Annotated in this window: 26 protein-coding genes; 10 read left to right on the top strand and 16 right to left on the bottom strand. The window is 40.2% G+C overall.

What is annotated here, in order from left to right:
* Positions 1-40 precede the first annotated feature (40 nt).
* The 3 genes from moaA to D9X91_RS10350 all read right to left on the bottom strand — a co-directional run bounded on the left by moaA (position 41) and on the right by D9X91_RS10350 (position 5,517).
* Positions 41-1,054, bottom strand: a complete 1,014-nt coding sequence (gene moaA / locus D9X91_RS10365) for a GTP 3',8-cyclase MoaA (RefSeq protein WP_121680547.1) — start codon at positions 1,052-1,054, stop codon at positions 41-43.
* A gap of 142 nt (positions 1,055-1,196) precedes the next feature.
* Positions 1,197-2,363 (bottom strand): D-alanyl-D-alanine carboxypeptidase family protein, encoded by a 1,167-nt coding sequence (locus D9X91_RS10360; protein ID WP_121680546.1) that lies wholly within the window; start codon positions 2,361-2,363, stop codon positions 1,197-1,199.
* Positions 2,364-3,711: 1,348 nt separating this feature from the next.
* Positions 3,712-5,517 (bottom strand): pyruvate kinase, encoded by a 1,806-nt coding sequence (locus tag D9X91_RS10350; RefSeq protein ID WP_121680544.1) that lies wholly within the window; start codon positions 5,515-5,517, stop codon positions 3,712-3,714.
* Between the two features lie 153 nt (positions 5,518-5,670).
* Here D9X91_RS10350 and D9X91_RS10345 point away from each other — a divergent pair, with 153 nt between their 5' ends.
* From D9X91_RS10345 to D9X91_RS10320, 6 genes are all read left to right on the top strand, one after another.
* Positions 5,671-6,120 (top strand): cupredoxin domain-containing protein, encoded by a 450-nt coding sequence (locus D9X91_RS10345; protein ID WP_121680543.1) that lies wholly within the window; start codon positions 5,671-5,673, stop codon positions 6,118-6,120.
* A 21-nt stretch (positions 6,121-6,141) separates the two neighbouring features.
* Positions 6,142-6,945 (top strand): alpha/beta fold hydrolase, encoded by an 804-nt coding sequence (locus tag D9X91_RS10340; RefSeq protein ID WP_121680542.1) that lies wholly within the window; start codon positions 6,142-6,144, stop codon positions 6,943-6,945.
* A 357-nt stretch (positions 6,946-7,302) separates the two neighbouring features.
* The gene (locus D9X91_RS10335; protein WP_121680541.1) at positions 7,303-7,581 is read left to right on the top strand and encodes an acylphosphatase; all 279 of its coding nucleotides are present in this window, start codon (positions 7,303-7,305) and stop codon (positions 7,579-7,581) included.
* A gap of 159 nt (positions 7,582-7,740) precedes the next feature.
* Entirely contained in the window at positions 7,741-8,352 is a 612-nt protein-coding gene (locus D9X91_RS10330) for a 5-bromo-4-chloroindolyl phosphate hydrolysis family protein (protein WP_148709065.1), read from the top strand.
* Positions 8,353-8,358: 6 nt separating this feature from the next.
* Complete coding sequence (locus tag D9X91_RS10325) at positions 8,359-9,144, top strand: hypothetical protein (RefSeq protein ID WP_121680539.1); 786 nt, start codon at positions 8,359-8,361, stop codon at positions 9,142-9,144.
* A 51-nt stretch (positions 9,145-9,195) separates the two neighbouring features.
* The gene (locus D9X91_RS10320; protein WP_121680538.1) at positions 9,196-9,516 is read left to right on the top strand and encodes an AbrB/MazE/SpoVT family DNA-binding domain-containing protein; all 321 of its coding nucleotides are present in this window, start codon (positions 9,196-9,198) and stop codon (positions 9,514-9,516) included.
* A 213-nt stretch (positions 9,517-9,729) separates the two neighbouring features.
* Here the strand turns inward: D9X91_RS10320 and D9X91_RS10315 are convergent, their stop codons facing one another.
* The 5 genes from D9X91_RS10315 to D9X91_RS10300 form a co-directional block, all read right to left on the bottom strand.
* On the bottom strand, positions 9,730-11,307 hold the full coding sequence (locus D9X91_RS10315; RefSeq protein ID WP_121680537.1) for a cation:proton antiporter: 1,578 nt from the start codon (positions 11,305-11,307) through the stop codon (positions 9,730-9,732).
* Positions 11,308-11,570: 263 nt separating this feature from the next.
* Positions 11,571-11,735 carry a hypothetical protein gene (locus D9X91_RS22485; protein ID WP_158598280.1) on the bottom strand — a complete coding sequence of 55 codons (165 nt, stop codon included), beginning with the start codon at positions 11,733-11,735 and terminating at the stop codon, positions 11,571-11,573.
* A gap of 123 nt (positions 11,736-11,858) precedes the next feature.
* Positions 11,859-13,775, bottom strand: a complete 1,917-nt coding sequence (locus D9X91_RS10310) for a vWA domain-containing protein (protein WP_121680536.1) — start codon at positions 13,773-13,775, stop codon at positions 11,859-11,861.
* Positions 13,776-13,785: 10 nt separating this feature from the next.
* Positions 13,786-14,655, bottom strand: a complete 870-nt coding sequence (locus D9X91_RS10305; protein WP_121680535.1) for an ATP-binding protein — start codon at positions 14,653-14,655, stop codon at positions 13,786-13,788.
* 80 nt (positions 14,656-14,735) lie between these two features.
* Complete coding sequence (locus D9X91_RS10300; protein WP_121680534.1) at positions 14,736-15,149, bottom strand: hypothetical protein; 414 nt, start codon at positions 15,147-15,149, stop codon at positions 14,736-14,738.
* A gap of 565 nt (positions 15,150-15,714) precedes the next feature.
* On the opposite strand from D9X91_RS10300, the gene D9X91_RS10295 reads away from it, so the two are divergent.
* Complete coding sequence (locus tag D9X91_RS10295; protein WP_121680533.1) at positions 15,715-16,005, top strand: hypothetical protein; 291 nt, start codon at positions 15,715-15,717, stop codon at positions 16,003-16,005.
* Positions 16,006-16,036: 31 nt separating this feature from the next.
* Complete coding sequence (gene yidC / locus D9X91_RS10290; RefSeq protein WP_121680532.1) at positions 16,037-16,798, top strand: membrane protein insertase YidC; 762 nt, start codon at positions 16,037-16,039, stop codon at positions 16,796-16,798.
* A gap of 240 nt (positions 16,799-17,038) precedes the next feature.
* Here the strand turns inward: yidC and D9X91_RS10285 are convergent, their stop codons facing one another.
* The 6 genes from D9X91_RS10285 to D9X91_RS10260 form a co-directional block, all read right to left on the bottom strand.
* A complete protein-coding gene (locus tag D9X91_RS10285) occupies positions 17,039-17,422 on the bottom strand; it encodes a DUF6173 family protein (RefSeq protein ID WP_121680531.1) in 384 nt (127 codons plus the stop codon).
* A gap of 201 nt (positions 17,423-17,623) precedes the next feature.
* A complete protein-coding gene (locus D9X91_RS10280) occupies positions 17,624-17,872 on the bottom strand; it encodes a DUF2164 domain-containing protein (RefSeq protein WP_121680530.1) in 249 nt (82 codons plus the stop codon).
* Between the two features lie 66 nt (positions 17,873-17,938).
* Positions 17,939-18,610 (bottom strand): LrgB family protein, encoded by a 672-nt coding sequence (locus D9X91_RS10275; protein ID WP_121680529.1) that lies wholly within the window; start codon positions 18,608-18,610, stop codon positions 17,939-17,941.
* Positions 18,607-18,981 carry a CidA/LrgA family protein gene (locus D9X91_RS10270; RefSeq protein WP_121680528.1) on the bottom strand — a complete coding sequence of 125 codons (375 nt, stop codon included), beginning with the start codon at positions 18,979-18,981 and terminating at the stop codon, positions 18,607-18,609. The genes D9X91_RS10275 and D9X91_RS10270 overlap by 4 nt, the downstream gene beginning before the upstream one ends.
* A 5-nt stretch (positions 18,982-18,986) precedes the next feature.
* A complete protein-coding gene (locus tag D9X91_RS10265) occupies positions 18,987-19,397 on the bottom strand; it encodes a carboxymuconolactone decarboxylase family protein (RefSeq protein WP_121680527.1) in 411 nt (136 codons plus the stop codon).
* 97 nt (positions 19,398-19,494) lie between these two features.
* Positions 19,495-20,388 (bottom strand): LysR family transcriptional regulator, encoded by an 894-nt coding sequence (locus tag D9X91_RS10260; protein ID WP_121680526.1) that lies wholly within the window; start codon positions 20,386-20,388, stop codon positions 19,495-19,497.
* 116 nt (positions 20,389-20,504) lie between these two features.
* Between D9X91_RS10260 and D9X91_RS10255 the strand changes: the two genes are divergently transcribed.
* A complete protein-coding gene (locus D9X91_RS10255; RefSeq protein ID WP_121680525.1) occupies positions 20,505-21,284 on the top strand; it encodes a 3-hydroxybutyrate dehydrogenase in 780 nt (259 codons plus the stop codon).
* A 52-nt stretch (positions 21,285-21,336) separates the two neighbouring features.
* Here the strand turns inward: D9X91_RS10255 and D9X91_RS10250 are convergent, their stop codons facing one another.
* Together D9X91_RS10250 and D9X91_RS10245 are read right to left on the bottom strand one after the other, a co-directional pair.
* The gene (locus D9X91_RS10250) at positions 21,337-21,645 is read right to left on the bottom strand and encodes a hypothetical protein (RefSeq protein WP_121680524.1); all 309 of its coding nucleotides are present in this window, start codon (positions 21,643-21,645) and stop codon (positions 21,337-21,339) included.
* An 86-nt stretch (positions 21,646-21,731) separates the two neighbouring features.
* Positions 21,732-21,935 carry a DUF6501 family protein gene (locus tag D9X91_RS10245; RefSeq protein WP_121680523.1) on the bottom strand — a complete coding sequence of 68 codons (204 nt, stop codon included), beginning with the start codon at positions 21,933-21,935 and terminating at the stop codon, positions 21,732-21,734.
* A 141-nt stretch (positions 21,936-22,076) separates the two neighbouring features.
* Between D9X91_RS10245 and D9X91_RS10240 the strand changes: the two genes are divergently transcribed.
* A complete protein-coding gene (locus tag D9X91_RS10240) occupies positions 22,077-22,280 on the top strand; it encodes a zinc ribbon domain-containing protein (protein ID WP_121680522.1) in 204 nt (67 codons plus the stop codon).
* Positions 22,281-22,368 lie beyond the last annotated feature (88 nt).

Below are 22,368 nucleotides of genomic sequence, written 5' to 3'. Positions count from 1 at the left end.
GTTCGATTCCTCACATTTCTCCCCTCCCGTACGACTGGATTCAGCCGCCTATATAGGACATTTCGATTTTTTTCTTATTTTTCACGGTCTCTTCCGTTCTTTCATCCGAATATCGATCATTTCGTTTTTCCCATATTCCCGCAATGAATTCCCTCAATTGTGCATCCGTCGATCCACTGCGCAAAAAACTTTTTATGTCATGCCCGTTTTCAGCAAATAAACAAGTATAGATCTTTCCATCGGCAGATAATCTGCCTCGCGTACATGTGGAGCAGAATGATTCAGAAACAGAGGTAATAAAGCCAATTTCTGTTGTTTGATCATCATATTGATAGCGTTTTGCTACCTCTCCATAATAGTTGGCATCCAAAGGGTTAAATTCAAAATGTTCAATCAATTTCGCCATGATTTCTTTTTTGGTGACGATTTGATCCCAATTCCATCCGTTAGAAGTTCCAACATCCATGAACTCGATAAACCTTAAGGTCAAATTGTTATCACGACAATAATCAGCCATTGGAACGATTTCTGATTCGTTGATGCCTTTCTGGACGACCATATTCACTTTCACTTGCAATCCTGCCTGTTGAGCAGCACGAATGCCCTTTTTAACATTTTCAGGGCTGATGCCCACTCCATTCATCTTTGCAAATAATTCTTCATCTATTGCATCCAGGCTGACATTTATTCTTTTTAATCCTGCTGATTTTAATTTAGCTGCCAAATTGGGCAAGAGCATCCCATTCGTTGTCAATCCTATATCCCGGATGCCTTCTATATTGAACAGCTTGTGGATCAATTCAGGCAGCTGTTTTCGAAGAAGCGGTTCTCCTCCAGTGATTTTCACTTTTTCAACGCCAAGCTGGGCTGATGCATTCACAATTCTTTCGATTTCTTCAAAGGTCAATATTTCCGAGTGCTTTAAAAATGGGAAATCAGGGCCATATATTTCAGCCGGCATACAGTATCGGCAGCGAAAATTGCACCTGTCTGTTACCGAAATTCTTAAATCCTTCAATGGACGGGAATATTGATCAATAGCTGCTTCATTCATGAGCTGTCCCCCCTTTTTCATCTAAATGATTGCTTCTACTATAGCATTGTTTACCAGCGACCGAAAGAATGAAGTATTGGAGGATGCAAAAGAGGCTGCCGCATAGTCATATCACCTATGGGGCAGCCTCGCCTGAAATGATTCAGCGTTTTATTTTCCTGATGAGTTTCCTGATGAAAAGCGTGGTCATGAAGAATAACATAATTGACACCGCACTGACCATTATTGAAGAATGCAGATCAGAATCTTCTTTCTTACCCTTGTGTGGAAGATCCCCTTGTGCCGCATGCACTTTCTTCTCTGATAAAGGGAATTCGTCAATTACATCCCCGGTTTTATCCACTATTTTTAATAGTCCGTTTTTCTCCACTTCTTCTTTGACAGAAGTACTTAAATTTTTTGTGAAAAATAAATCCTTGTTGGCTTCGTATTTTTTCTTTCCTTTCGTAAACATACTGCCTTTTGGGACTTTAATCGTTTTGAAGTGGGAAAACCCGTAGTCAAGGAGAGTTTTCGTATCCTTGTATGCATTTTTTTTATATATGGCATCCATTGTAATAACCGTCAAATGGATATTTGAACTTTGTGCTGTCGTGGCAAGAGTGTGGCCAGACTCATTCACAAAACCCGTCTTGCCTCCTGTAATGCCCTTGTAAGGTATTTCACCTTTGAGCATCCGATGATGGGTATATAAGGTTGTATTCCACGATTCTCCATTCCACTTAAGCTGTTTTGTACCAAAAATTTGGCGGAACGTTTCATTCTTCATTGCATAATTTGTAATCTTGGCCAGATCATTTGCAGTTGTGTAATGTTCTGGATCATAAAGTCCATTAGGATTTACAAAATGAGTGTGTTTGACACCAATCTGCTTTTTCAAATACGCATTGATGTGTTCAGCAAATTTTGGAACGCTTCCATCAATGTGTTCCGCAACTGCAATTGCTGCATCATTTCCGCTGTTGATCAGCATACCTTGGAGGAGGTGCTTCAAAGTCACAACTTCTCCTTCATCTAAGTAAACCCGCGTTCCATCAACGGAAGCCGCGTTTTTGCTCACGGTCACCTTGTCATCCAGCTTTCCTTTTTCAATTGCATATATCGCCGTCGCAATCTTTGTAAGACTAGCCGGGTACATTTTTTTATTTCCGTTTTTCTGATATAGTACTGTACCAGTGGTCGAGTCCAATACCGCTGCTGCTTGACTTCTAATCGTTAAAGATTCATCTTTGTCCTTTGCAAAAGTATGGTACGAATTGCTTAAAACAAAAATCAATGCAAAAATCATCATTGTCCATCTTCTAATCATACATCCACCTAACCTATCTTCCTACATTCTAAGCCATATTTTATCATTCACATTCATAAGCACGGGAAAAAAGTAGTGATTGTTAAGAAAATGAAACAGCGATGACATGCTAAAGCGGTTTTTGAAAAAAACATGGTAAAAATTACTTACTTTTCAGTTTGTACACCAAAGGGATCGAGAGAATATCCTCTCGATCCCCTTTGGTCCTATTCTTAGCCTCGGAAGATGTCAACCGGAGCAAGCAAGCTGCTTGCCCCTCGCTCAGAAAGGTGACTAGAATTAGAATTTGAACACCTGTTTAAGATTTACGCGCTTGGAGTGCATCAGATTTTGATTCTGGTGACCATTATATAGTTTTTCGCGCTTGACGGGCATCAGATCTCGATTCTGGTGACCGTTATAAAGTTTTCTGCGCCTAAAGGGCATCAGATTTCGATTCTGGTGACCGTTATATAGATTTTCGCGTCTAAAGGGCATCAGATCTCCACTCTGGTGACCGTTATAGAGTTTTCCGCGCCTTAAGGGCATCAGACACCAATTCTGGTGACCGTTATAGAGTTTTCCGCGCCTTAAGGGCATCAGACCCCGAATCTGGTGACCGTTATATAGTTTTCTGCGTCTAAAGGGCATCAGATCTCCACTCTGGTGACCGTTATATAGTTTTTCGCGCTTGACGGGCATCAGATCTCGATTCTGGTGACCATTATATAGTTTTCCGCGCCTTAAGGGCATCAGACCCCGAATCTGGTGACCGTTATATAGTTTTCCGCGCCTAAAGGGCATCAGATCTCCACTCTGGTGACCGTTATAGAGTTTTCCGCGCCTTAAGGGCATCAGACCCCGAATCTGGTGACCGTTATATAGTTTTCCGCGCCTAAAGGGCATCAGATCTCCACTCTGGTGACCGTTATAGAGTTTTTCGCGCCTAAAGGGCATCAGATCTCCACTCTGGTGACCGTTATAGAGTTTTCCGCGCCTAAAGGGCATCAGATCTCCACTCTGGTGACCATTATATAGTTTTCCGCGCCTTAAGGGCATCAGACCCCGAATCTGGTGACCGTTATATAGTTTTCCGCTCCTAAAGGGCATCAGATCTCCACTCTGGTGACCGTTATAGAGTTTTCCGCGCCTTAAGGGCATCAGACCCCGAATCTGGTGACCATTATATAGTTTTCCGCGCCTAAAGGGCATCAGACCCCGAATCTGGTGACCGTTATAGAGTTTTCCGCACTTGACGGGCATCAGATCTCGATTCTGGTGACCATTATATAGTTTTCCGCGCCTTAAGGGCATCAAGAATGAATTCCGCCAGCGTGCAGTGGAAATCCCCTCCACGGTTCTGTATGGATTAAGTAGTTCTCCTTATATTCATTATTTCAAACTGCGATTGAAAAAAATTGCGGGTATCGCTGCGATAAAAGACATTGGATGTTATTTCGCCTTGAAGGAGCATATCGAGCATCTTTAATGACTCTGAAATATAAGGTCCTTTATTTAACATGATGCAATCTGATTTGCTCCCTAAAAAGACATCTGAGATTTCAGACCTGCTTGGCTGACCTTTTTTGGTTAACAGCTCCAGTACTTCTGTTGCCCAAATCACAGGCACATGTGCAGCGTTGCACATACTGATAATATGCTGCTGAATTGAAATCATCGTTTGAAAGCCGATTTCGACTGCTAGATCACCCCTGGCAATCATAACACCGAATTTTGGATATTGAAGACCTTCCTCCAAAATGCTGGAAAGTTGATTGACACCTTCCTTCGTTTCAATTTTTGCGACGATGCCAATATCGGTTCTCCCATAATCTTCAAGTATATCCTTTAGCTTTTTTACGTCTTGAGGATGATTGACAAAAGATAACCCGATGATATCTGCATGTTCAATGATGACAGGCAGGTATTTTAGATCTTGATTCGTCAAATTCGGCATCATTAAATGAACAAAGGAATCGGGAAAGTTCACTCCCTTTCCAGCCTTTATCTTTTTTGCCTTTTCAGACGGAGTGAGAATCAAAAGCTCAATAAAATCAGGGGTTATGCGCATCACCTTTCCCTCGACTTGGCCATCATCAAAGTAGACCCTGTCTTTCAGCCTCACATTTCTCAATGCCTTTGGATGTGAAACAGAAATACAAGCGCATTGGCTGTTTCCCCTGATTCGTTTGAAATTGTTTTCATCTAGATAAATTCTTACTTTATACCCTTTTTTCAGTCTCATCTGCATCGGATCAAGTTGTACATTTGTAATATCAATTCCAGTGTTTCCGATAAACAGCTTACAATTCTGGTTGACTTCGAATGACTCATGCGTTTCAACCAATAAGCTGTGGTCATCCAATACCTTAATAATGTTCAGTTTAGCTTTCTGTTCATTCCCTTGTTTAATTTCCAGCACTTCATTTCCTTCAATCGATTGAAAATGGTCCCTTCCCTTGATTTCTATCATAAAACTTGCTTTGACATCCTCGACATCGTTCATCTTCCTTTCTGCCACCATTCCTTGCTTGGCTTCATCAGAATTGACGGAAACCTTCGTCGTATATGGATTATATAATATATTTTTTACACGAATCTTTGGCCCAGGGAGATCCATGAATATTTGACATCCATCATTGCCGATGGCAGCCTCAATCTGTTTGATTTTATATATCATTTTGATCCATTCTCCTGGACTGTCGTGGGAGCAATTAATCCTTGCCAAATCCATCCCGCACTTGAGAAGCCTCTCAATTGTTTCATTACTCATATTCATATCCATGGTGACCATTTTTTTTACTGTTTTCTCCGAATCGTATGCACCGAATAGGCATGTTGCCCTTTCCTTTCTTAACCGCGTGGCTTTCCACCAGTCATATCTTCCTTCGCTTCCGATAGGACGGTTTGTTAAATTTTCGATGCTCTTTTGTAAAAAGTGCTCTACGTGTTCTTCTGACTGTTTGAATGACCCGAGGCCTTCCGATAGCATCTTTGATTCCAGATGATGCAGCCGTAACCTTCTCAGCTTTAGGTACGCATACAAATTACGAATGCTGAAATCTATCTCATTCAAACAATTTCCTTCATTCTCTATCGTCTCTTCGTATATTACTTGAAGCCATCTTGCTAATTTCAATCTATTAACCACATTTTGGTTTTGATATACGGACATGACTGTCACCCCAGCCTAAAGATGCTTATAATATATTCCTTCGTTCAAAAGTTGTGCCATTTTAGCAAGCTCCTTTCAAAAGGGAAAAAAACGGAAAAATTACAGGCTTGTCTGCATATAGTTAAGTAATTTGATATTGAAGGGGGAAGAGATTTGAATTTCATTGTCATCAAAAAGAAGAATATTGTCGCAATTCTATTATTATTCTTGGCGATCATCGGTGCCGCAGCATGGTTTACTTTAAAGCCTGATAGTGTGGAAACCATAGTAGATGCTGATAAAGGGGTTCGTACGATCAATATGATCACTGCAGAATTTAAATCTACGACGAAGGATGGTAAGATGATCGAGGCATACAGATGGGATCCCGGTACGATCGTCCTGCAAAAAAATGAAAAGGTCAATCTGAAAATATATGGGGTCAATGGTGATGAACACCCTTTTTATATTGAAGGTACTAACATTAAAGGGACTGTGAAGAAAGGAAAAGAAACAATAGTACCATTAAAATTCACGAAAGAAGGCGTATATCGCATCATCTGTAATATGCACGAAGATTATGCCCATCAAGGGCCGATGATTGGCTATATTGTTGTTGATTAATCGATTAGGAGGCAAATATCAATGGCGGAATTTAAGCTGAATGATGATACCATCCTTTTTTATACGGACAGTGGAACAGGCACTCCCATCATTTTCATTCACGGAGTTTGGATGAGCAGTAAGTTCTTCCAAAAGCAAATTCCTTTTTTTGAAAAGCAATTCCGGACAATCACGATTGATCTGCGGGGACACGGAAAGTCATCCAAAGTCCCCTCTGGACATACAGTTTCATCGTATGCCGCTGACCTCCACTCCTTTATAAACAAACTGAAATTAAAGGAAGTCATTCTAGTCGGGTGGTCGATGGGTGCTTTTGTTGTATGGGAATATTTAAAGTCTTTCGGAAACCAATCAGTCAAGGGCACAGTTATTGTCGATGAGTTAGCTTCGGATTTTAAATGGTCCGATTTTGATATCGGAGCGTTTGATTTACCTACGCTTATTCATTTTATGCGGCAAATCCAAACGAACAGAGAGCAGTTTGTTTCCGAATTCATCCCCCTGATGTTTAAGGAACCTTTATCGTCAGAGGATGCAAAGTGGATGAATGAAGAAGTGAATAAGGTGCCAGAATCCATCGCCAGTGCCATTTTATTCGATCAATCCATCGTCGACTATAGAGATTTTCTTCCGTCAATCGCCACCCCGACTCTTCTCTGTTTCGGACGGGACGAAAAACTGATTCCTGTAGCTGCCGGCGAACATCTTTATCATTCAATTCCGGGATCGGTTTTACAAATATTCGAAAACAGCTGCCATTGCCCTTTCTTGGAAGAACCAGATGAATTTAATCGATCTGTCGCCAATTTTATCAAATCCCTATAGGTCATCATTTTCAGATGATAGACAAGCAATGTGTTTGAGATTGCCTTCAAATCGAAAGGATTTTTTGGCTATTAACGAAACAAAGATTATTTTTGAACAGGTTTTCTGGTCCCGAATTAATCATATTAATGGTCGGAAGGTGGGTGACTCCTCGAAAATGCATACGCATTTTCTTCGTGCGATGTTAGGCTCGAAGAAGTGAATGCAATGTCCTGAGGGATCACCGGACGCCGCTCAAAAAACGAGCATCCTCCAGCGGAAATCACACTTTTTAGAGTAATGAAACATTCATATTTTTTACATGGTGATATGTGAATGTTATAATCCTTGCCAAAGATAAATCGAGGTGAGGCTGCATTGATCAAAAGCGCTAATATTTTTGTAACGGGCAAAGTACAGGGTGTCGGTTTCCGGTTCACTGTCCAAAAAATCGCCATGGAAAATGGTTTATACGGGTGGGTCAAGAACCTGGGAGATGGATCAGTGGAAGTTTTCGTACAAGGTGATGAGAAAGTCATCTATCCTTTCATCGACAAACTGAAGGATAACCCCACTCCCTTTTCAAAGGTAAGGGATGTACAATGGACATGGAAGGCAACAGAAAAAGAATTTTCATCTTTTGATATTTTATATTAGGAAAAAATTGGAGGTGTGCAAATGCACTCCTTTTTTTGTGCACAGAATGGATTTTGAAGACACCAAAGAAAAAGATGCACCATCCATGTAGGTGAACAACTTGCTTGCCGGAAGTCAATATTATAAGATGGAGTTACCAAATTGAGGGAGCCAAAGACGATGAAATCTTTCATGCGCTATATCATAAGAAGCTGCATTTCAACTCTATCCGGGATCTTTATTTGGCTTTTGAGCTTTTTTTCATGGAATATCCCATTTTCCCTTACTAGCGTTCTTGCAATAAGTTCTTCAATCGCCATTTACTTCATCATCAAGTGGATGCAAACAGCCAATATCCATAAGCAATATGGCCTCGACCGTAAAGAGTATGCATACATACGGCAACAATTAAAAGAATCCAAACAAAAAATAAAGAAGCTGAATAAATCAATATTTCAATTAAAATCCATTTCTGCCTTTAGACAGTTCTATGAAACCCAAAAATTATCCAAACAAATATTTCATACTGTAAAACTAAAACCTCAATTGTTTTTTTCCTGTGAGCAATTTTTTTATCAGCATCTCGATTCGGCTGTTGAAATCACAGAAAAATATGCTGCACTATCTGCCAATGGCTTAAATGATCCATCCTTTCGCAAAACGATGGGCGAAGCCAAGGAGGCTTTGAGCTTAATCAATCAATCATTGAATGATGATTTAATCAAGCTCCATTCGGGTGACCTCCATGACCTTCAGGTGGAAATCGAGTACGTAAAACAAAAACATTGGTGATTTCATATGACAAACAGTAACTTTAGTAAGGAGATGCCTATAGCCGGGAAGAATATCCCCGATATCTCAGGAATCGAGGATGAATGCAGGCGTCACTATTCCAAACTTAATTTCTTCGACTCCCATTTATTGAATCACATCCATTCAAGTGAGATGAGACACGTTCATCAATTATTGTCAGAAATATTGACCAAATTGGAAAGCATAGACTTTCGAGACTTAAGGAATATTCAAAAAAGCCCGTCCCGAAAATGGTTTTTTGGATTGAAAAACAGTCCGCGCCCCCTCCTTTCAAAGTGCTTGCAGGTTGAAGCTCAAGTGGAAAGGCTACAACTTAAGCTTGGTCGAATTCTTGATACTTTATTGAATGAAGAGAAAACAACACTTGCGAAATTGGAAGACGATTACGAGTACCACAACGCAAAAATAAAGGAATTCATTCAATCATTATCAATTCTTCAAAAAAGAATGGCCCCCACCTTGGATGGAGGCACTGAAAAAAGGCTTGCGGATTGCATAATTGAGTTAAATGTGAGATTGGTCATTTTTCAGGAAACAAAGCAGAAATTGGAATCGCTTCATCATTCCATGAAAGTTTTGATACGATTTATTCAATTCAATCTGAATGAAGCAATCCCCCGCTGGAGGGAACAATTAAAAGACATGCTTCATTTGGTTCAAGAAGGCAGCGTTTCATTAAAAACAGAATGCCTGAGATTTGACCATATCCATAATCAATTTATTTCAAGCCTCCATGAGATGATTCAAGAACAAGCAAAAAATTCCCCTTAAAAACGTTTGATCTCCATCCTCTGGGTATATAGAATACTAGGAGATGGTATCATGACTAAACTGTATAAATGCAAAGACTTCAATAAAACGGGGTATGTCAAGCTGCCACGCAGATGGCTGGATGAATTCGACCTGAAACCCGGGAACCAGGCTGAAATATTTTATTATGACGGTTCAATCATCATCAAAAGCCCTGACAATCCTACAGTGCATAATATAAGGATGGTATCTGAAAAAGGAGCCGTCCTCATACCAAAAGAAATCCAAAACCTTATCGGCCTTTCCCCTTTAAGTGAATATTGTATTTTGGTTGACGAAGACCATGAACGATTTGTCATTACCATTTTTGATGAGAAAGGAGGAAATCCATAATGGATTTCCTCCTTTAGCTTTTAAACTTTAGGCTTTGTTAAAGCTTATTGTTGTATAAGCTCTCCCCAGCTGTTGATTGGAGGGCAAATCGAAGACTCCGGCGGGAAAAGGGGAGTCAGGGAGACCCCGGAGACGATAGCCGAGGAGGCTCCCCGGCCGCGGATAGCGAAGTCTTGCGCGGAAATCAACAGCGTTGTTTAAAAAAGCCAAGCTTTAGTGCTTTTCTCCAATTTTGACGATTGAATCAGTCACATCTTCATGCTCTTTTTCAGCCACTTCATTTGAAATGATGTCCTCACGCAATAATTTATCAATTGCTTCGTGCTCGGCATATAGAACGTGCTTTTGCAAAGTTGATAATTGATCTTCTTTAAATTCCGGATTCGTTTCAAATATATGGGTCAGCTGAGCTTTGACCATGTCGATTCTCTTTTCATATGTTTCAATTAATTCTGTTGAGACGTGCTCAGTGATAAACAGCTTTTGCTTGATCCGGTGTATTTCCTGTATGGCTGTTTCATACCGGTGCAGCTGTGCCAGCAGCTCTTCATACTCGATCATGGCCTCACTCTTTTGCTTGATCCCGAGCTTGCCGATCAATGGTTTGATGGATAGCCCCTGCACCACAAGGGAGAACAGGACCACACTGAATGCCAAAATCAGGATATCTTCTCTTCCTTCAAAATCATGCGGCAAACTTAATACAAGGGCGATGGATAAAGAGCCCTTCAATCCACCCCAGTTGATGATGTGCTTCCATTTAGTCGGAAAGCTTTTGATGAAAGCCAGACTTGAGTATACTGCAATGGTCCTGGCAATCAAAACGAGGACAATCGCCCCTACGATCAATCCCCATTTATCCATGAGATTAATCCTTGTAATTTCCAGTCCGACCATCAAGAATACAAGCGAATTGGCCAACAATGCAGCAACATCCCAGAAGTTGCTTATGTTCAATTTGGTAGTAGGGCTCATCCCGATTCGTGCACCGAAATTTCCAAAGATGATGGCAGCAGTGACTACAGCGATTACCCCTGATGCATGCAGGCTTTCTGCCAGCAGGAAAGATCCATAAAACAAAATGACGCTGAACATGATTTCCAAAGGATAGTCATCATAGAACTTAGTCAATATGGAAAATGCATAACCTAAACCTCCACCAACCATCAAGCCGAGGGAGATGACCTTTATGAATTCCCAAATCCCGTTCCCAAGCCCAGCCCATCCTGCATCGATGTACGAAAGAAGGTAAAAGGCAGAAATGTTGAACAGTACAACCGCCAAACCATCATTGAAAAGACTTTCCCCTTCAACGACTATGGCCAATCTTTTTTTCACACCCAAACTTTTGAAAATCGAAAGAACACTGACCGGATCGGTTGCGCTCATCAGAGCAGCAAAGACAAATGAAGCTGGGATCGGAAAGTCGAAAAGATAATGGATGGAAAACCCGATGATTAGAAATGATATTAAAGTTCCTCCGAAAGCCAGCGCAGCAATTGGTTCTTTATTATTCTTTAAATGTGGATAAGGGAGTTTCAGAGCGGCTTCACCTAATAATGCAGGTAGAAATAATGTAATCACGACGAAATTAAAAATTTCCCCTTTTGTAATAAAAAGCTTTAATGATTCCAGACCCGGGATATCAAACGTCCCAATGACCGCACCGACAATCACCAATGCTATGGGATAGGGCTGGCGAAATTTCTTGGCTACAGCAGTTATTCCAGCTGCCAGCATCACTAATAATAGTCCAAGTTCAAACACATAATGTGGATCAAGTTTGTGCAAGTAAAATGCCTCCTCTTGTAGCTGTGCATTTACAATTACCAATCAAGGGATGGACCTGCCCAGTATGTATATTAGATTGTCCATTTTATTAAGTTTTATGGTAAGAGTATCTTCCATACATTTTACTAGTTTTTTCCTCGATTTTCATTAATATTTGTTTGTTTTTTGCAAAGCAGCATCATTCAACTCCTTAACCTGCATCTCCAGAAAATCAAAAAGGGTTGAAATGAGTGGCCCTTTTCCCTCATTTCAACCCAAGATGCTCAAGCTAAGCTTTTTCTTCTTTTTTTCCGGAAGATAAAATCATACCTTTTGGCTGTTTCAGAACGAGATGATTGATACTTCCATCCCTGTTCATCAATAAATTTCTGTCTTGCTTTTATTTCATTCACATTGGCAGCCATCATCATATAGCATCCAATATCCATGTTTGATCACTCCTTATCGCTTATAAGTTCATTATAGAAACAATAAGGGATTTCCACATTGGCTAGTGGAATGATTTGGATTCGGGCTGCAGAATGATTTTCTTATTCCCTTCAGAAGGAGCATCAAAGGCTTTTATACAGCAATTTTCTCAACAATGGGAAGAGAATATCAGGCAGATCCTCGATATTGGAAACGAAAAGACTGAACCTGCCATACATATTTTGGATGACCTTCTTCTGGCTTTCTTCGATTTCAACGTTGGAAAGAAATACATTGATGACTTCAATCCCTTGTTTGCGTGCTTCCAAAACCGCCTCATGAGTGTCAACGATCCCATTCTGTTCATATCCCATTGCAGCAGGTTCTCCATCCGAAAAAACAAGCAGGAATTTCTGCTTTTCATGTCTTTGAAGAAGCTTCTCCATTGTGATCCTTATCGCGTATCCATCCCGATTGTCCTCCTCGGGCTCAAGCTGCATGATTTCTGCGCCGCTTCGCTTCAAGGTGGAAGATGTGTAGTCGATGACGGTCTTGAAATAATTGGGCTGACTCGTCTCTGTTGCATCGTTTGTATCTTCCCAGAACCCTACAATTTCATGTGGGACTGCCACTCCCTTTAAGGCTTCATGAAATAATGCGATACCGATTTTGGTTTCATCCATCTTGTCGAACATAGAAGCGGAACAATCGACCAGTAAGCTGAAAACGGCATCGATTTCTCTGGATGGCTCTGATTTTTTGTAAAATAATCTTGGTGCATCATCTGTAAAATAACGAAGAAGCCTTTTGCTTAATCTTCCAAAATGCAAATCAGTCCTTGGCTGTATGCGTTTGTGCTCAAGGGTCTTTTCAATCATTTTCTTCAATTTCTTCTGATACGTGCTGATTGATTGAACAAGTTGATTGTATGTTTTGATTTCCTCCGGTGCCGGAGGATCAGGCTTGAGGAAGATAGGGTAGGCATATCGATTTTCCTTGCCGAATTCAAGTCCTTCCTTTCCTTCCTTTGCATCACTTTTTTCCACTGCTTCCATTTGCGAATAATCATTCCGTGATGTTTGTTTGGAAGATCCCTGAACGATTCCGAGTGCCTGGTCTCCAGCATCCCCCTCCCTGACTCCTTCACCGAGGAGGTCAGTTTGTGTGCCTTGGTCAAGATCGAACTGCAGGAAGCTTTTGCTCATGTCTTTTGTTTCCCGATGCCAAGTTTTCATTTCTTCTTCAAAAACTTCTTCGTTTTCTTCTTTCTCCTTTTCTTGGACATCCCTATTTTTCAAAGGATCTTTACGCTTTAAGTCATCAAAGGTTTCCGAGGTCTCTTCCTTAAAATAAACTTTCTCGGGAAGATGGAAATATTCGTTTAACATGTCCTTTTCCACAATTTCATCCAAGACATCAATCAATTCCAAACAAATATTTATATTTTCCTTCGTTGACTTTGATTCATAAACCTTCATTAGTTGCTGTCTGATGAATGGAAGTGCGAGCTCAATCTTTTCGGTGATCGTCGGAACTTCTTCTAGCGGGGACGTAGAATGAATCAGCAAATATATGGTATTGAACAATGCATCAGTAAAGACGCTTTTAACTAAATTCACATTTTGCTGGGTTTCAAAGTGTTTCCGATAAATGGAACGCCTCACCTGAAATGCCTTCGTTGTCCCCGGCCTCTCCCGTTTGATCATTTCTTCTATTCTCAAGTCTTCAAAAACGACAAATAATTGTTTTCCTAGGCTAGACAGCCCCGTCTTCTTCAATTTTGAAATAAATGCAATCACTTCATTGAAATCTGTATACTTCAAGTTTCCGACTGTCCTCAAGAATACATCGCTCTTCATTCCTGCCCAAATTTCATCTTGCGTCCGATGATTCCAGAAGTGGCTTACATATACTTTTTTACCAATTAAATCCAAATATGACTGCACACCGAACTCAACTTCATATTCTTCGTCTTTTGCCAACGTCTTTGCCAAATCGGTCAATTCCATGAATAGCATGGAATCTATTTTTTCATCATTGAATTGTATGAATCGCTGCATGGCCATTCCCTCACTCAAACAGCGTCTGGGCAATATTATAGATGGCTGCTCTTTCTCTTTCATCCTCCACCTTATCAACGATTCCACGTTGGATGGCCCTTAATGGCGGAAGGTATACCGCTAAATCACATGCGTCGATCAAGGCGCGGATGGATGCGGCCTCTTCTGAAACTTGTCCATTATTGACTTGGATGATCAGGTCACTGGACAGGGTGACGAACTTATCAATCAGTTTGGGATCTTGCAGCCTGCTTTGCTGTTGAAGAACCTCCTTAAGCACTTCCCGTTGAATATAAGGCACTTCGATAATGACAAACCTATTTTTAAGCGCTTCATTTAACGGAACTGTTCCAACATAACCTTCATTGATGGCTGCAACTACTCCAAAGCTTCCGTCTGCTGTAATGACTTCCCCGGTGAATGGGTTGGTGATTGTCCTGCGGTAATCGAGGACACCGTTTAATATAGGCAAAGTCTCAGGCTTGGCCATGTTGATTTCATCTATATATAAAAGATGGCCTTTTTTCATCGCTTTGATGACAGGACCTTCGATAAACTCTATCCCGCTTACCCCTTCCTTATGACTGATTGTCTTATAACCCAGCATCGCTTCTGCATCTAAATCCACCGAACAGTTGATGCTGTGCATCGGCTGCTTGAATAAATTGGACAATGTTTCGGCTAATTTGGTTTTCCCGGAACCCGTCGGCCCTTTCAAAAGGACATTCTTCCCGATAGCCAATGCAGTGATGGCATCGATCAAAATGGATTCTTCGGCAGCTTTATATCCACTATTTCCAACCAGGCCATTATCAATGGATTGGCTGAATTTTTTTCTTCTATCATTTACTAATTCTTGAATTTCTGTTTGTATATTCATAAATCCTATTCCTCTCTACGATTCATTATTGACATGGGGTATTTTATCTTGTTAACCGTTTTCAATGCAAACCTTACGGACTAGTTATTCATTATCGTTTCTTTAATAAATGTTTTTAATGCTTCAGAAACCGCAGCCATATATTGATCAACTTGTCGTTTGCCCATGATGGCCATCGAGACGTTGCAGGAATATGCCAAGGGCAAAAAGAAAGAAGGATTTGAGATTAGACTTCGTTGTTTAATCAGTTTTGGTTCTAAATCGACTTTCGGAACAATATGTATCAAAAAGGAATTTTTGTTTTTTTCGATTTTTAAATGTAGATTATTAAGGAAAATAGTACTCTTATACCGATCACCGTCGCGTTCTTCGTTAAATTTCACAGTGAATCGGACCGCATGTTTGGACAAGATGTTATTCTTGCTTACAATTTGAAACTCGATGCTTGCTTCGTTTTCCAATATGGGATAAATCAAATGATTTTTTTGGCTCAACGCTCTCACTCCGCTTACATTATTATTAAGCTTTTTCACAGTTGATTCTCGCTGCAGGCTGGTCCATCAATCAATACTAGGTGATGTATTATCATTAAGAAAAATTTTTGAAAACAACACTCCTTATGAAAAAAGTATTTTATTAATAATATTGAGCCTCTGTTAAAGCTTGGTGTTGATATTAGCCTGTTTCCAGCTGTTGATTGGAGTGCAAGACGAAGACTCCGGCGGGATTAGCGGGACAATTCGAAAAGCGGCGGGGCTTTGCCTAGGGGCGACAAGCATAAGACCAATCTGACTGAAAGGCATCCTTTGCCTTTTTGACAGAATCGGCTTATGACCTCGAGCCCCTAAGCCCCAGAGCAAGACAGGTGATGCCCCGCAGCCAATCGAGGAGGGCTTGCCTGGAAATTAACAGCGGTGTTTAACAGAGCCAATATTGAAGAAATTATGAAATACTTGAAACTTTTATATGAATTTTTCGTATGATTGTTGAAAAAGAATTTGAGAATGGAATAAAAATAAGCTATACTCAAACAGACAAGATTGAAGGTGGCGAACGGAAATGGACTATTTGTTCGAATTGACAAGTGATCCGGTCGTGTATTCCTTTTATGTAAGTATTATTTTTAGCTTCACCGTCTTTAAAACATGGCGTTGGTTTATTGATCAACCTATCACACAAGATGGCGTACGTCCAACAGTTTCTGGTTCATTCAAATCGGAATCCAAGACTGAGAACCTGAAATCAACGGTTTATACGCCTGTTATTATGTGGATATTGAAAACGGTTAAAAGGAAAGAGCGGCCGAATGATGATCAAGATGATCATTTGCTCCTTCTCTACTCATACTAACAACTGAAAGATAATTTGAGGAGGATATATTTTGAAACGTCTTATTACTATTTTAATGTTAGCAGGATCTACATTTTTATTATCAGCTTGCTCAGCAGCTACCAATAATGATAGCTTCTTTCATAAATCATTGGTTTCCCCATTTGCTGAAGCCATCAAGATGATTGCAGACTTTACAGCAGGAAGCTATGGAATTGCCATCATCATCATTACTCTTTTGATTAGGTCTATACTTTTGCCGCTTACATTGAAAACCTATAAAAACCAGCAGCAGATGAAAGACAAAATGGCAGTCATGAAGCCTGAGTTGGATAAGGTTCAAAAGAGACTGAAACAGGAAAAAGACCCAGCCAAGCAAAAAGAGCTTCAAGCTGAAATGATGGGACTTTATAAAAAGCACGGCGTCAATCCATTAAATATGGGCTGTTTGCCTATCCTGATCCAAATGCCGATCTGGATGGGATTATATTATGCCATCCGAAGCTCCCATGAAATTGCTACACATAGTTTCCTTTGGTTCAACCTTGGACAACCTGATATTCCGATGGCCATCCTGGCAGGAATTGCATACTTCTTCCAGTCCCGAGTGACGATGGTCGGTATGACAGAGGAACAGCAAAAACAAATGAAGTTCATGACATTGCTTTCCCCAATCATGATTTTGGTCATATCCTTCAGTGCTCCAGCAGCCCTTGCACTCTATTGGGCAGTAGGAGGGGTTTTCTTGGTAGCACAAACGTTGATTGCCAAGAAGATATATCAAAATAAGCCAGAAACGACTACTTCAAAATAATTAACTGTGATGATATGCAAAAGAGAATGGATCTTTCCATTCTCTTTTTTTATGGATCTTATCTAACGTTTTTTGTTGCTATTCATCAAAGGTTGTGCCATGTTAATCGGCGCGGAAGGATGCTCGCTTTCGGAGGGACGGCCGGTGAGCCTCTTCGCTTTGGTCCGGGGTTTTTCGAAATGACCAACGGTTCAGTTCTGAGACTCGAGTCTCGCTCCCACCACTTAATCCCACCTCTTCTTATTCTTCCAAACTTTCTTTCAAAGTAAATCCTATCCTTCTCGGTGCTGCATTTTCTGTGCGCTTCGGCAATGCCATCAACAGGAAGCTTATTTGGCTTACATGCTGAACGAGTTTTACTTTCGCCCCATCCCCGAGCTTGCCGATAAACGTAATCAGGCTTGGGTTGTAATAGCTGACATCCTCTATATGAAATTGGATCGAATGGCCGAATGATACAAGCCTGATTCCGATTTCCTCCGTTTCATCCAATTCAGCTTCAAACATATGGATCATTTCAATGATTCGGCGGTAAAAGGCACTAGCGAGGTCAGGGTTGAAAAATTCCGGGTTGATTGTATACGGTGTCACTGGGGGCATTTTGTCAGTCGGCAAGGATTCCATATTGATCCCTCCACTATTCAATGTGTGTTCAAGAAGATTAAAAAATGGGGTCTACGTATACCTTTAATTCATTCCTCCTTTCTTTAAGTCCTTACTAAAATATTCGACATGATTCGTCATTTTTCCTCTTTCTTTTGCTTTGACCACAAAAAAAACGTTTGGATCACATTTTGTGAACCAAACGTTTTTACCAAGTCTTCATTATCGCATTGGAATTCTTTTCAAAGCTTCCAGGTCCTCATCTAGGTTCTCCATTTTTTGTTCAAGGACGAACTTTGAATCCTGTACTCCCTGATTATAAATAAATGGACCAAACTCCTTAAGGATGAAATGAAAAAAGTTCTCTGCAGCAAGATCGCCTATTTCTTCACCCCGGTCTTCGTAAAAATAGGTTTGAATCCTCCCGATTAGAAGTTGTTTTTGCTCTTTCGGCAATTTAATATCAAGCATTGGTTTCCCTCCTGAAAGTTATTTCTTCTATTATAATAACATCTGAAATTCTTCCAGTGTAAATGATTATGAAAGCAGCAATGGAATCCAAATATATGCCCAGACAATGGTAGCAAGGGCGCCGAGGATCATGGCAATACTCGAAATTGACCCTTCCACTGTCCCTATTTCAAAAGCCTTTGATGTACCGGCTCCATGGGCGCCCATCCCTAGCAGTACACCTTTTGCAATGGGGGTTTTAATGGCACACATGCGAATGACAATAGGACCAACAATGGAACCTATGATTCCAGTGCAAATGACGAAAGCGGCCGTCAAAGTGGGAATGCCGCCTAACGTCTTTGAAACATCCATGGCAATAGGTGTCGTTATGGATCGGGGAATCATGGTGCTCTCCATTTGACTGGAAAAATGGATCCACTTGCTTAAGAGAAAAGAGGTCATAACCGCAGTGATCGAACCTGCTGCAACACTCAGCATCAATTCAATTGCATATTTCTTGATCAAGTCCAAGTGCCTATATACAGGCACGGCAAAAGATACTGTTGCCGGTCCGAGCAAGTAGCTGATCGACTTTGTCCCAGTGCTGAATTCCTTAGCGGGAACCCAAGACATCATAATGACAAAAGCAAGTATGCTTGGGCAAAGTATAAGTGGATTTAATAAAGGATTTTTATACTTTATATATATACTTTTTGTCAAATAGTATAAAGTGATTGCGAGAACGAACCATATCATAAAAGATTCCTATTCCTCTTCTTGTGAATGAATTCAGCAACTACACCTGTAACTCCCATGACCATTAAGGTGCTTAATAAGATAATGAATATAATCCTCAGACTAGATAGGCTTAGTGCATCCGGAAATCCGGCAATCCCTGCAGCGGAAGATGGGATAAAAAATAAAAGGAGCTCTGCCGCAAGCCATTTAGCCCCTTTTTCAACCCATTTCATCTTGATAATTTTCATTTTCAAACAGACAAACAGTAAGACCAGGCCAACCATGCTACCAGGAATCGGTAAACGCAGCCAACTTGACAAAGAAATACCGCTCAGATAAAAGAAATTGATGAAAATGATCTGAAGTATGATCATCCATACACTTTTCATCGATACTAGGCTTCTTTTGCTTGATACAGATCTCTTTCAGCAAATACCTTTTTAGCAACGCGCAATGCATTCAAAACTCTTGGGAAACCAGTATAAGGAATTAATTGTATAATAGATTCCACTATCATATTAGGAGATAATCCCGATGTTAAGCCTGTATTGATATGGAGCTCCAGCTGCGGTTCTGTCCCTTGTGTGGCAAGGGAAGAAATCACGATCAATGCCCGTTGTTGATTATCCAGTACAGGTCTTGTATAAATCTCACCATATGCGAATTCAATGATAAAGTTTCCGACATCAGGGGCAAGGTCTTTTAGATCATCGACAATTTTCAAATGCGTCGAAACTTTTTCATTTCCTTCTGTTGTATATTCCATTAATTTATTTAATCCTTTTTGATATCTGTCGTTATTCATTTCCGACTCCTCCTTATATCTTGATGCAATTCATACTATACACCTGGGATTAAAGATGAGTAAAATATATATTCTTTATCATTATTATAACTTTAGGCTATGATGGCAGTCCTTGTTTCCAATTCTTGATTTCTTCTATAAATGCTTTACCTACGTAAGGAACATACCTGTTTTTTTTCATGATTACAGATAGTTCCCAGAGAAGAGAAGCTGGCTTTAAAGGAACTATTTTAATGGCAGGGAGATCAATCTTTTCAGAAATGGAATTCGGAAGGATAGTAATCCCTATATTTACCGCAACCATTTCTACAAGAAAATCCCACTGCGAACTTTCAAGCACGATTTCTGGATAAAAACCTTCTTTGATACATGCCTGGATAATTAAATCATGCAATGCAAAATCTTCATTGAATAAGATGAAATTCTCATGTGAAACTTCCTTCAAATGGATGAAATCCCTTTTTGATAGTGGATGTGACTCATGGACAATAACGCTCATCCCTTCCTTCAGAAATGGAATTTGATCAAAAATATCATCCTTAACAGGCAGAGGGACGACTCCGATATCAATCAGGCCCTCTTCAATGCTGTCCTCTACTTTTTTCGCACCAAATTCCATAATCTTTATCACTACATCCGGATATTTCTTTCGAAAATCAGCCATGATCCCAGGGAAAAAAAGTGAGCCAATGATTGGAGGAAGACCGATTTTTATGGTTCCCTTCTTCAAATTGATGACATCATATAAGGATTGGTCCAAATCAGCCATAAATTGAACAACCTTCACTCCTTTCTCATAAACCACTTTGCCGGCATCGGTCAGTTCCATTTTCTTATATGTACGGTCGATTAAAGTCACATCAAGTTCCGCCTCTAGGTTTTTGATCATTTTACTTAATGCTGGTTGGGAAATATGCAGGATATGAGAAGCTTTTGTAAAGTTCTTTTGCTTTGCCACCTCTATAAAATATGTTAAATGTTTGATGTCCATTTTTATCACTCCTATAACTAACAGTTATCATTGGTATTTATTATATGTATTTTACTTATATTTTTCTTAGGATTACACTTGTATAAGTCAATAATAAATGTTTTGGGGGAATAAAAATGAACATGAAGGACCGAACAGCTTTTATCACGGGGGCTGCCAGTGGAATCGGCTATGAAATCGCTAAAGAATTTGCAATCGCAGGTGCTAATGTGGTGATTTCTGATATTAACGAGCAAGCAGCGATTAAGGCTGCAAATGATTTACAATCAGATGGATTTAAAGCGATAGGGATCGCCTGCAATGTCATGAAAGAAGAAGAAATAATCAATGCATTGGAAATGGCCAAACAAACGTACGGAACCATTGATTTGCTAATCAACAATGCCGGCTTGCAATACGTAGCGGACATTGAAGACTTCCCAACAGAAAAATTTGAACAAATGATCAAAATCATGCTGACGGCTCCATTCATAGCAATAAAAAACGTTCTTCCTGTCATGAAAGAACAAGGCTTCGGCCGAATCATCAATATGGCATCAATAAATGGTCTGATTGGCTTTGCTGGAAAAGCCGCATATAACAGTGCAAAACATGGTGTGATCGGGTTAACGAAGGTTGCTGCTCTTGAAAGCGCACCAAACGGGATTACAGTAAATGCTCTATGCCCCGGCTATGTTGACACACCACTCGTCCAAAAGCAGCTGCAAGGAATTGCTGATACCCGAAAAATCTCAGTTGAGAAAGTTTTCGAAGAAGTGATTTACCCGTTGGTTCCCCAAAAGAGACTGATTTCTGCAAAAGAGATTGCGGACTACGCTCTCTTTTTATGCAGTGATCAGGCGAAAGGCGTGACTGGACAGGCAGTTGTTTTGGATGGAGGATATACTGCACAATAACTAAAAGAACAAATAAAGACTGGCCCAGGATAAATGGACCAGTCTCTTTACTTTACATTGTTGTTTCGCTGCCTTCTTGTCCGCCGATTGTATCGGCTTGTTCACAAGCTCGCATCGCCTGCTGTACAGAATTTTCAATTGCTTGTTGATTATGCGGCTCCTTGCATGCATTGCAGGCTTGCTGCACAGCATTATGGATATCTCTTAGCTGATCTGCCTTTTCTCCTGCTTCAGTTGAGTTCATGCATTCTTTCAAGGCTGCTGTTGCTCGTTCAAGTTGATCTACAGAGCCAAAAGTATTTTGCTGGGCTTGCTGCAGTGCTTGTTTAGCCTGTTGGATTGCTTGTTGTGCATTTGTCATGTGGACTTCCTCCATTCAACCTTATCTTTTTACATGTAATAAGATTTGACAAGAAAGCTCCGTTTATTCCTATTTATTAATAATTTCTATGCGTCCTGGAAATATTCCTTATAGAAACCGCCTATTTTCCCGCTATTATCGATGACGAAATAATATTCATCCGTTTCATTTTTCACTTCATAAAGGTTTCCTTCTGTCAATACATTATTAACCATATATTTTTCTGCATTTGTATGTACGCATTTGACTTTCTTTAATGTTGGTCTTTCTGTCCAATCGTAATGAATCATTTGATGACTTCCTCTCTTTTCATTTTGTAATTGTTAGTATAATTACTTTTTTCACTCCAAGCAACCTATAGCAATATAAATGAAACTTTTTCATAGGCTGTTCGTATAGTTTACTACAGACTTATGAAGGAGGAAATGACAATGACGGAAAAAGGGTGCATTAAGTGTGGAAGCAAGGACGCTGGCCAAAAGGAAATTGCAACCACCGGAACCGGGCTTTCAAAAATGTTCGATGTTCAGAATAATCGATTCCTTGTCGTATATTGCAAAAAATGCGGGTACTGTGAATTTTATAATAAAGATTCCAGCACAGCGTCAAATATCCTCGATTTATTTTTTGGCTAATAGAAAAAGGACCAACAGGCAGCTTCTTTTTGCCTGTTTTTTTATGCTTTCTCGTCGAAAATATTCAAAATTTATCGGGTATTGGCTA

This window comes from Falsibacillus albus, from assembly GCF_003668575.1.
In the GTDB taxonomy this organism is placed as follows: Bacteria; Bacillota; Bacilli; order Bacillales; family DSM-25281; genus Falsibacillus; species Falsibacillus albus.
The sequence above is the reverse complement of the archived record's forward strand: the minus strand, read 5'-3'. Positions and strand labels throughout refer to the sequence as shown.

Coding starts and splice junctions, on each gene's coding strand:
- moaA (WP_121680547.1), bottom strand. CDS start 1,054: ATGAATGAAGCAGCTATTGATCAATATTCCCGTCCATTGAAGGATTTA.
- D9X91_RS10360 (WP_121680546.1), bottom strand. CDS start 2,363: ATGATTAGAAGATGGACAATGATGATTTTTGCATTGATTTTTGTTTTA.
- D9X91_RS10350 (WP_121680544.1), bottom strand. CDS start 5,517: ATGTCCGTATATCAAAACCAAAATGTGGTTAATAGATTGAAATTAGCA.
- D9X91_RS10340 (WP_121680542.1), top strand. CDS start 6,142: ATGGCGGAATTTAAGCTGAATGATGATACCATCCTTTTTTATACGGAC.
- D9X91_RS10330 (WP_148709065.1), top strand. CDS start 7,741: ATGAAATCTTTCATGCGCTATATCATAAGAAGCTGCATTTCAACTCTA.
- D9X91_RS10325 (WP_121680539.1), top strand. CDS start 8,359: ATGACAAACAGTAACTTTAGTAAGGAGATGCCTATAGCCGGGAAGAAT.
- D9X91_RS10320 (WP_121680538.1), top strand. CDS start 9,196: ATGACTAAACTGTATAAATGCAAAGACTTCAATAAAACGGGGTATGTC.
- D9X91_RS22485 (WP_158598280.1), bottom strand. CDS start 11,735: ATGGATATTGGATGCTATATGATGATGGCTGCCAATGTGAATGAAATA.
- D9X91_RS10310 (WP_121680536.1), bottom strand. CDS start 13,775: ATGCAGCGATTCATACAATTCAATGATGAAAAAATAGATTCCATGCTA.
- D9X91_RS10305 (WP_121680535.1), bottom strand. CDS start 14,655: ATGAATATACAAACAGAAATTCAAGAATTAGTAAATGATAGAAGAAAA.
- D9X91_RS10295 (WP_121680533.1), top strand. CDS start 15,715: ATGGACTATTTGTTCGAATTGACAAGTGATCCGGTCGTGTATTCCTTT.
- D9X91_RS10285 (WP_121680531.1), bottom strand. CDS start 17,422: ATGGAATCCTTGCCGACTGACAAAATGCCCCCAGTGACACCGTATACA.
- D9X91_RS10280 (WP_121680530.1), bottom strand. CDS start 17,872: ATGCTTGATATTAAATTGCCGAAAGAGCAAAAACAACTTCTAATCGGG.
- D9X91_RS10275 (WP_121680529.1), bottom strand. CDS start 18,610: ATGATATGGTTCGTTCTCGCAATCACTTTATACTATTTGACAAAAAGT.
- D9X91_RS10270 (WP_121680528.1), bottom strand. CDS start 18,981: ATGAAAAGTGTATGGATGATCATACTTCAGATCATTTTCATCAATTTC.
- D9X91_RS10265 (WP_121680527.1), bottom strand. CDS start 19,397: ATGAATAACGACAGATATCAAAAAGGATTAAATAAATTAATGGAATAT.
- D9X91_RS10260 (WP_121680526.1), bottom strand. CDS start 20,388: ATGGACATCAAACATTTAACATATTTTATAGAGGTGGCAAAGCAAAAG.
- D9X91_RS10255 (WP_121680525.1), top strand. CDS start 20,505: ATGAACATGAAGGACCGAACAGCTTTTATCACGGGGGCTGCCAGTGGA.
- D9X91_RS10250 (WP_121680524.1), bottom strand. CDS start 21,645: ATGACAAATGCACAACAAGCAATCCAACAGGCTAAACAAGCACTGCAG.
- D9X91_RS10245 (WP_121680523.1), bottom strand. CDS start 21,935: ATGATTCATTACGATTGGACAGAAAGACCAACATTAAAGAAAGTCAAA.
- D9X91_RS10240 (WP_121680522.1), top strand. CDS start 22,077: ATGACGGAAAAAGGGTGCATTAAGTGTGGAAGCAAGGACGCTGGCCAA.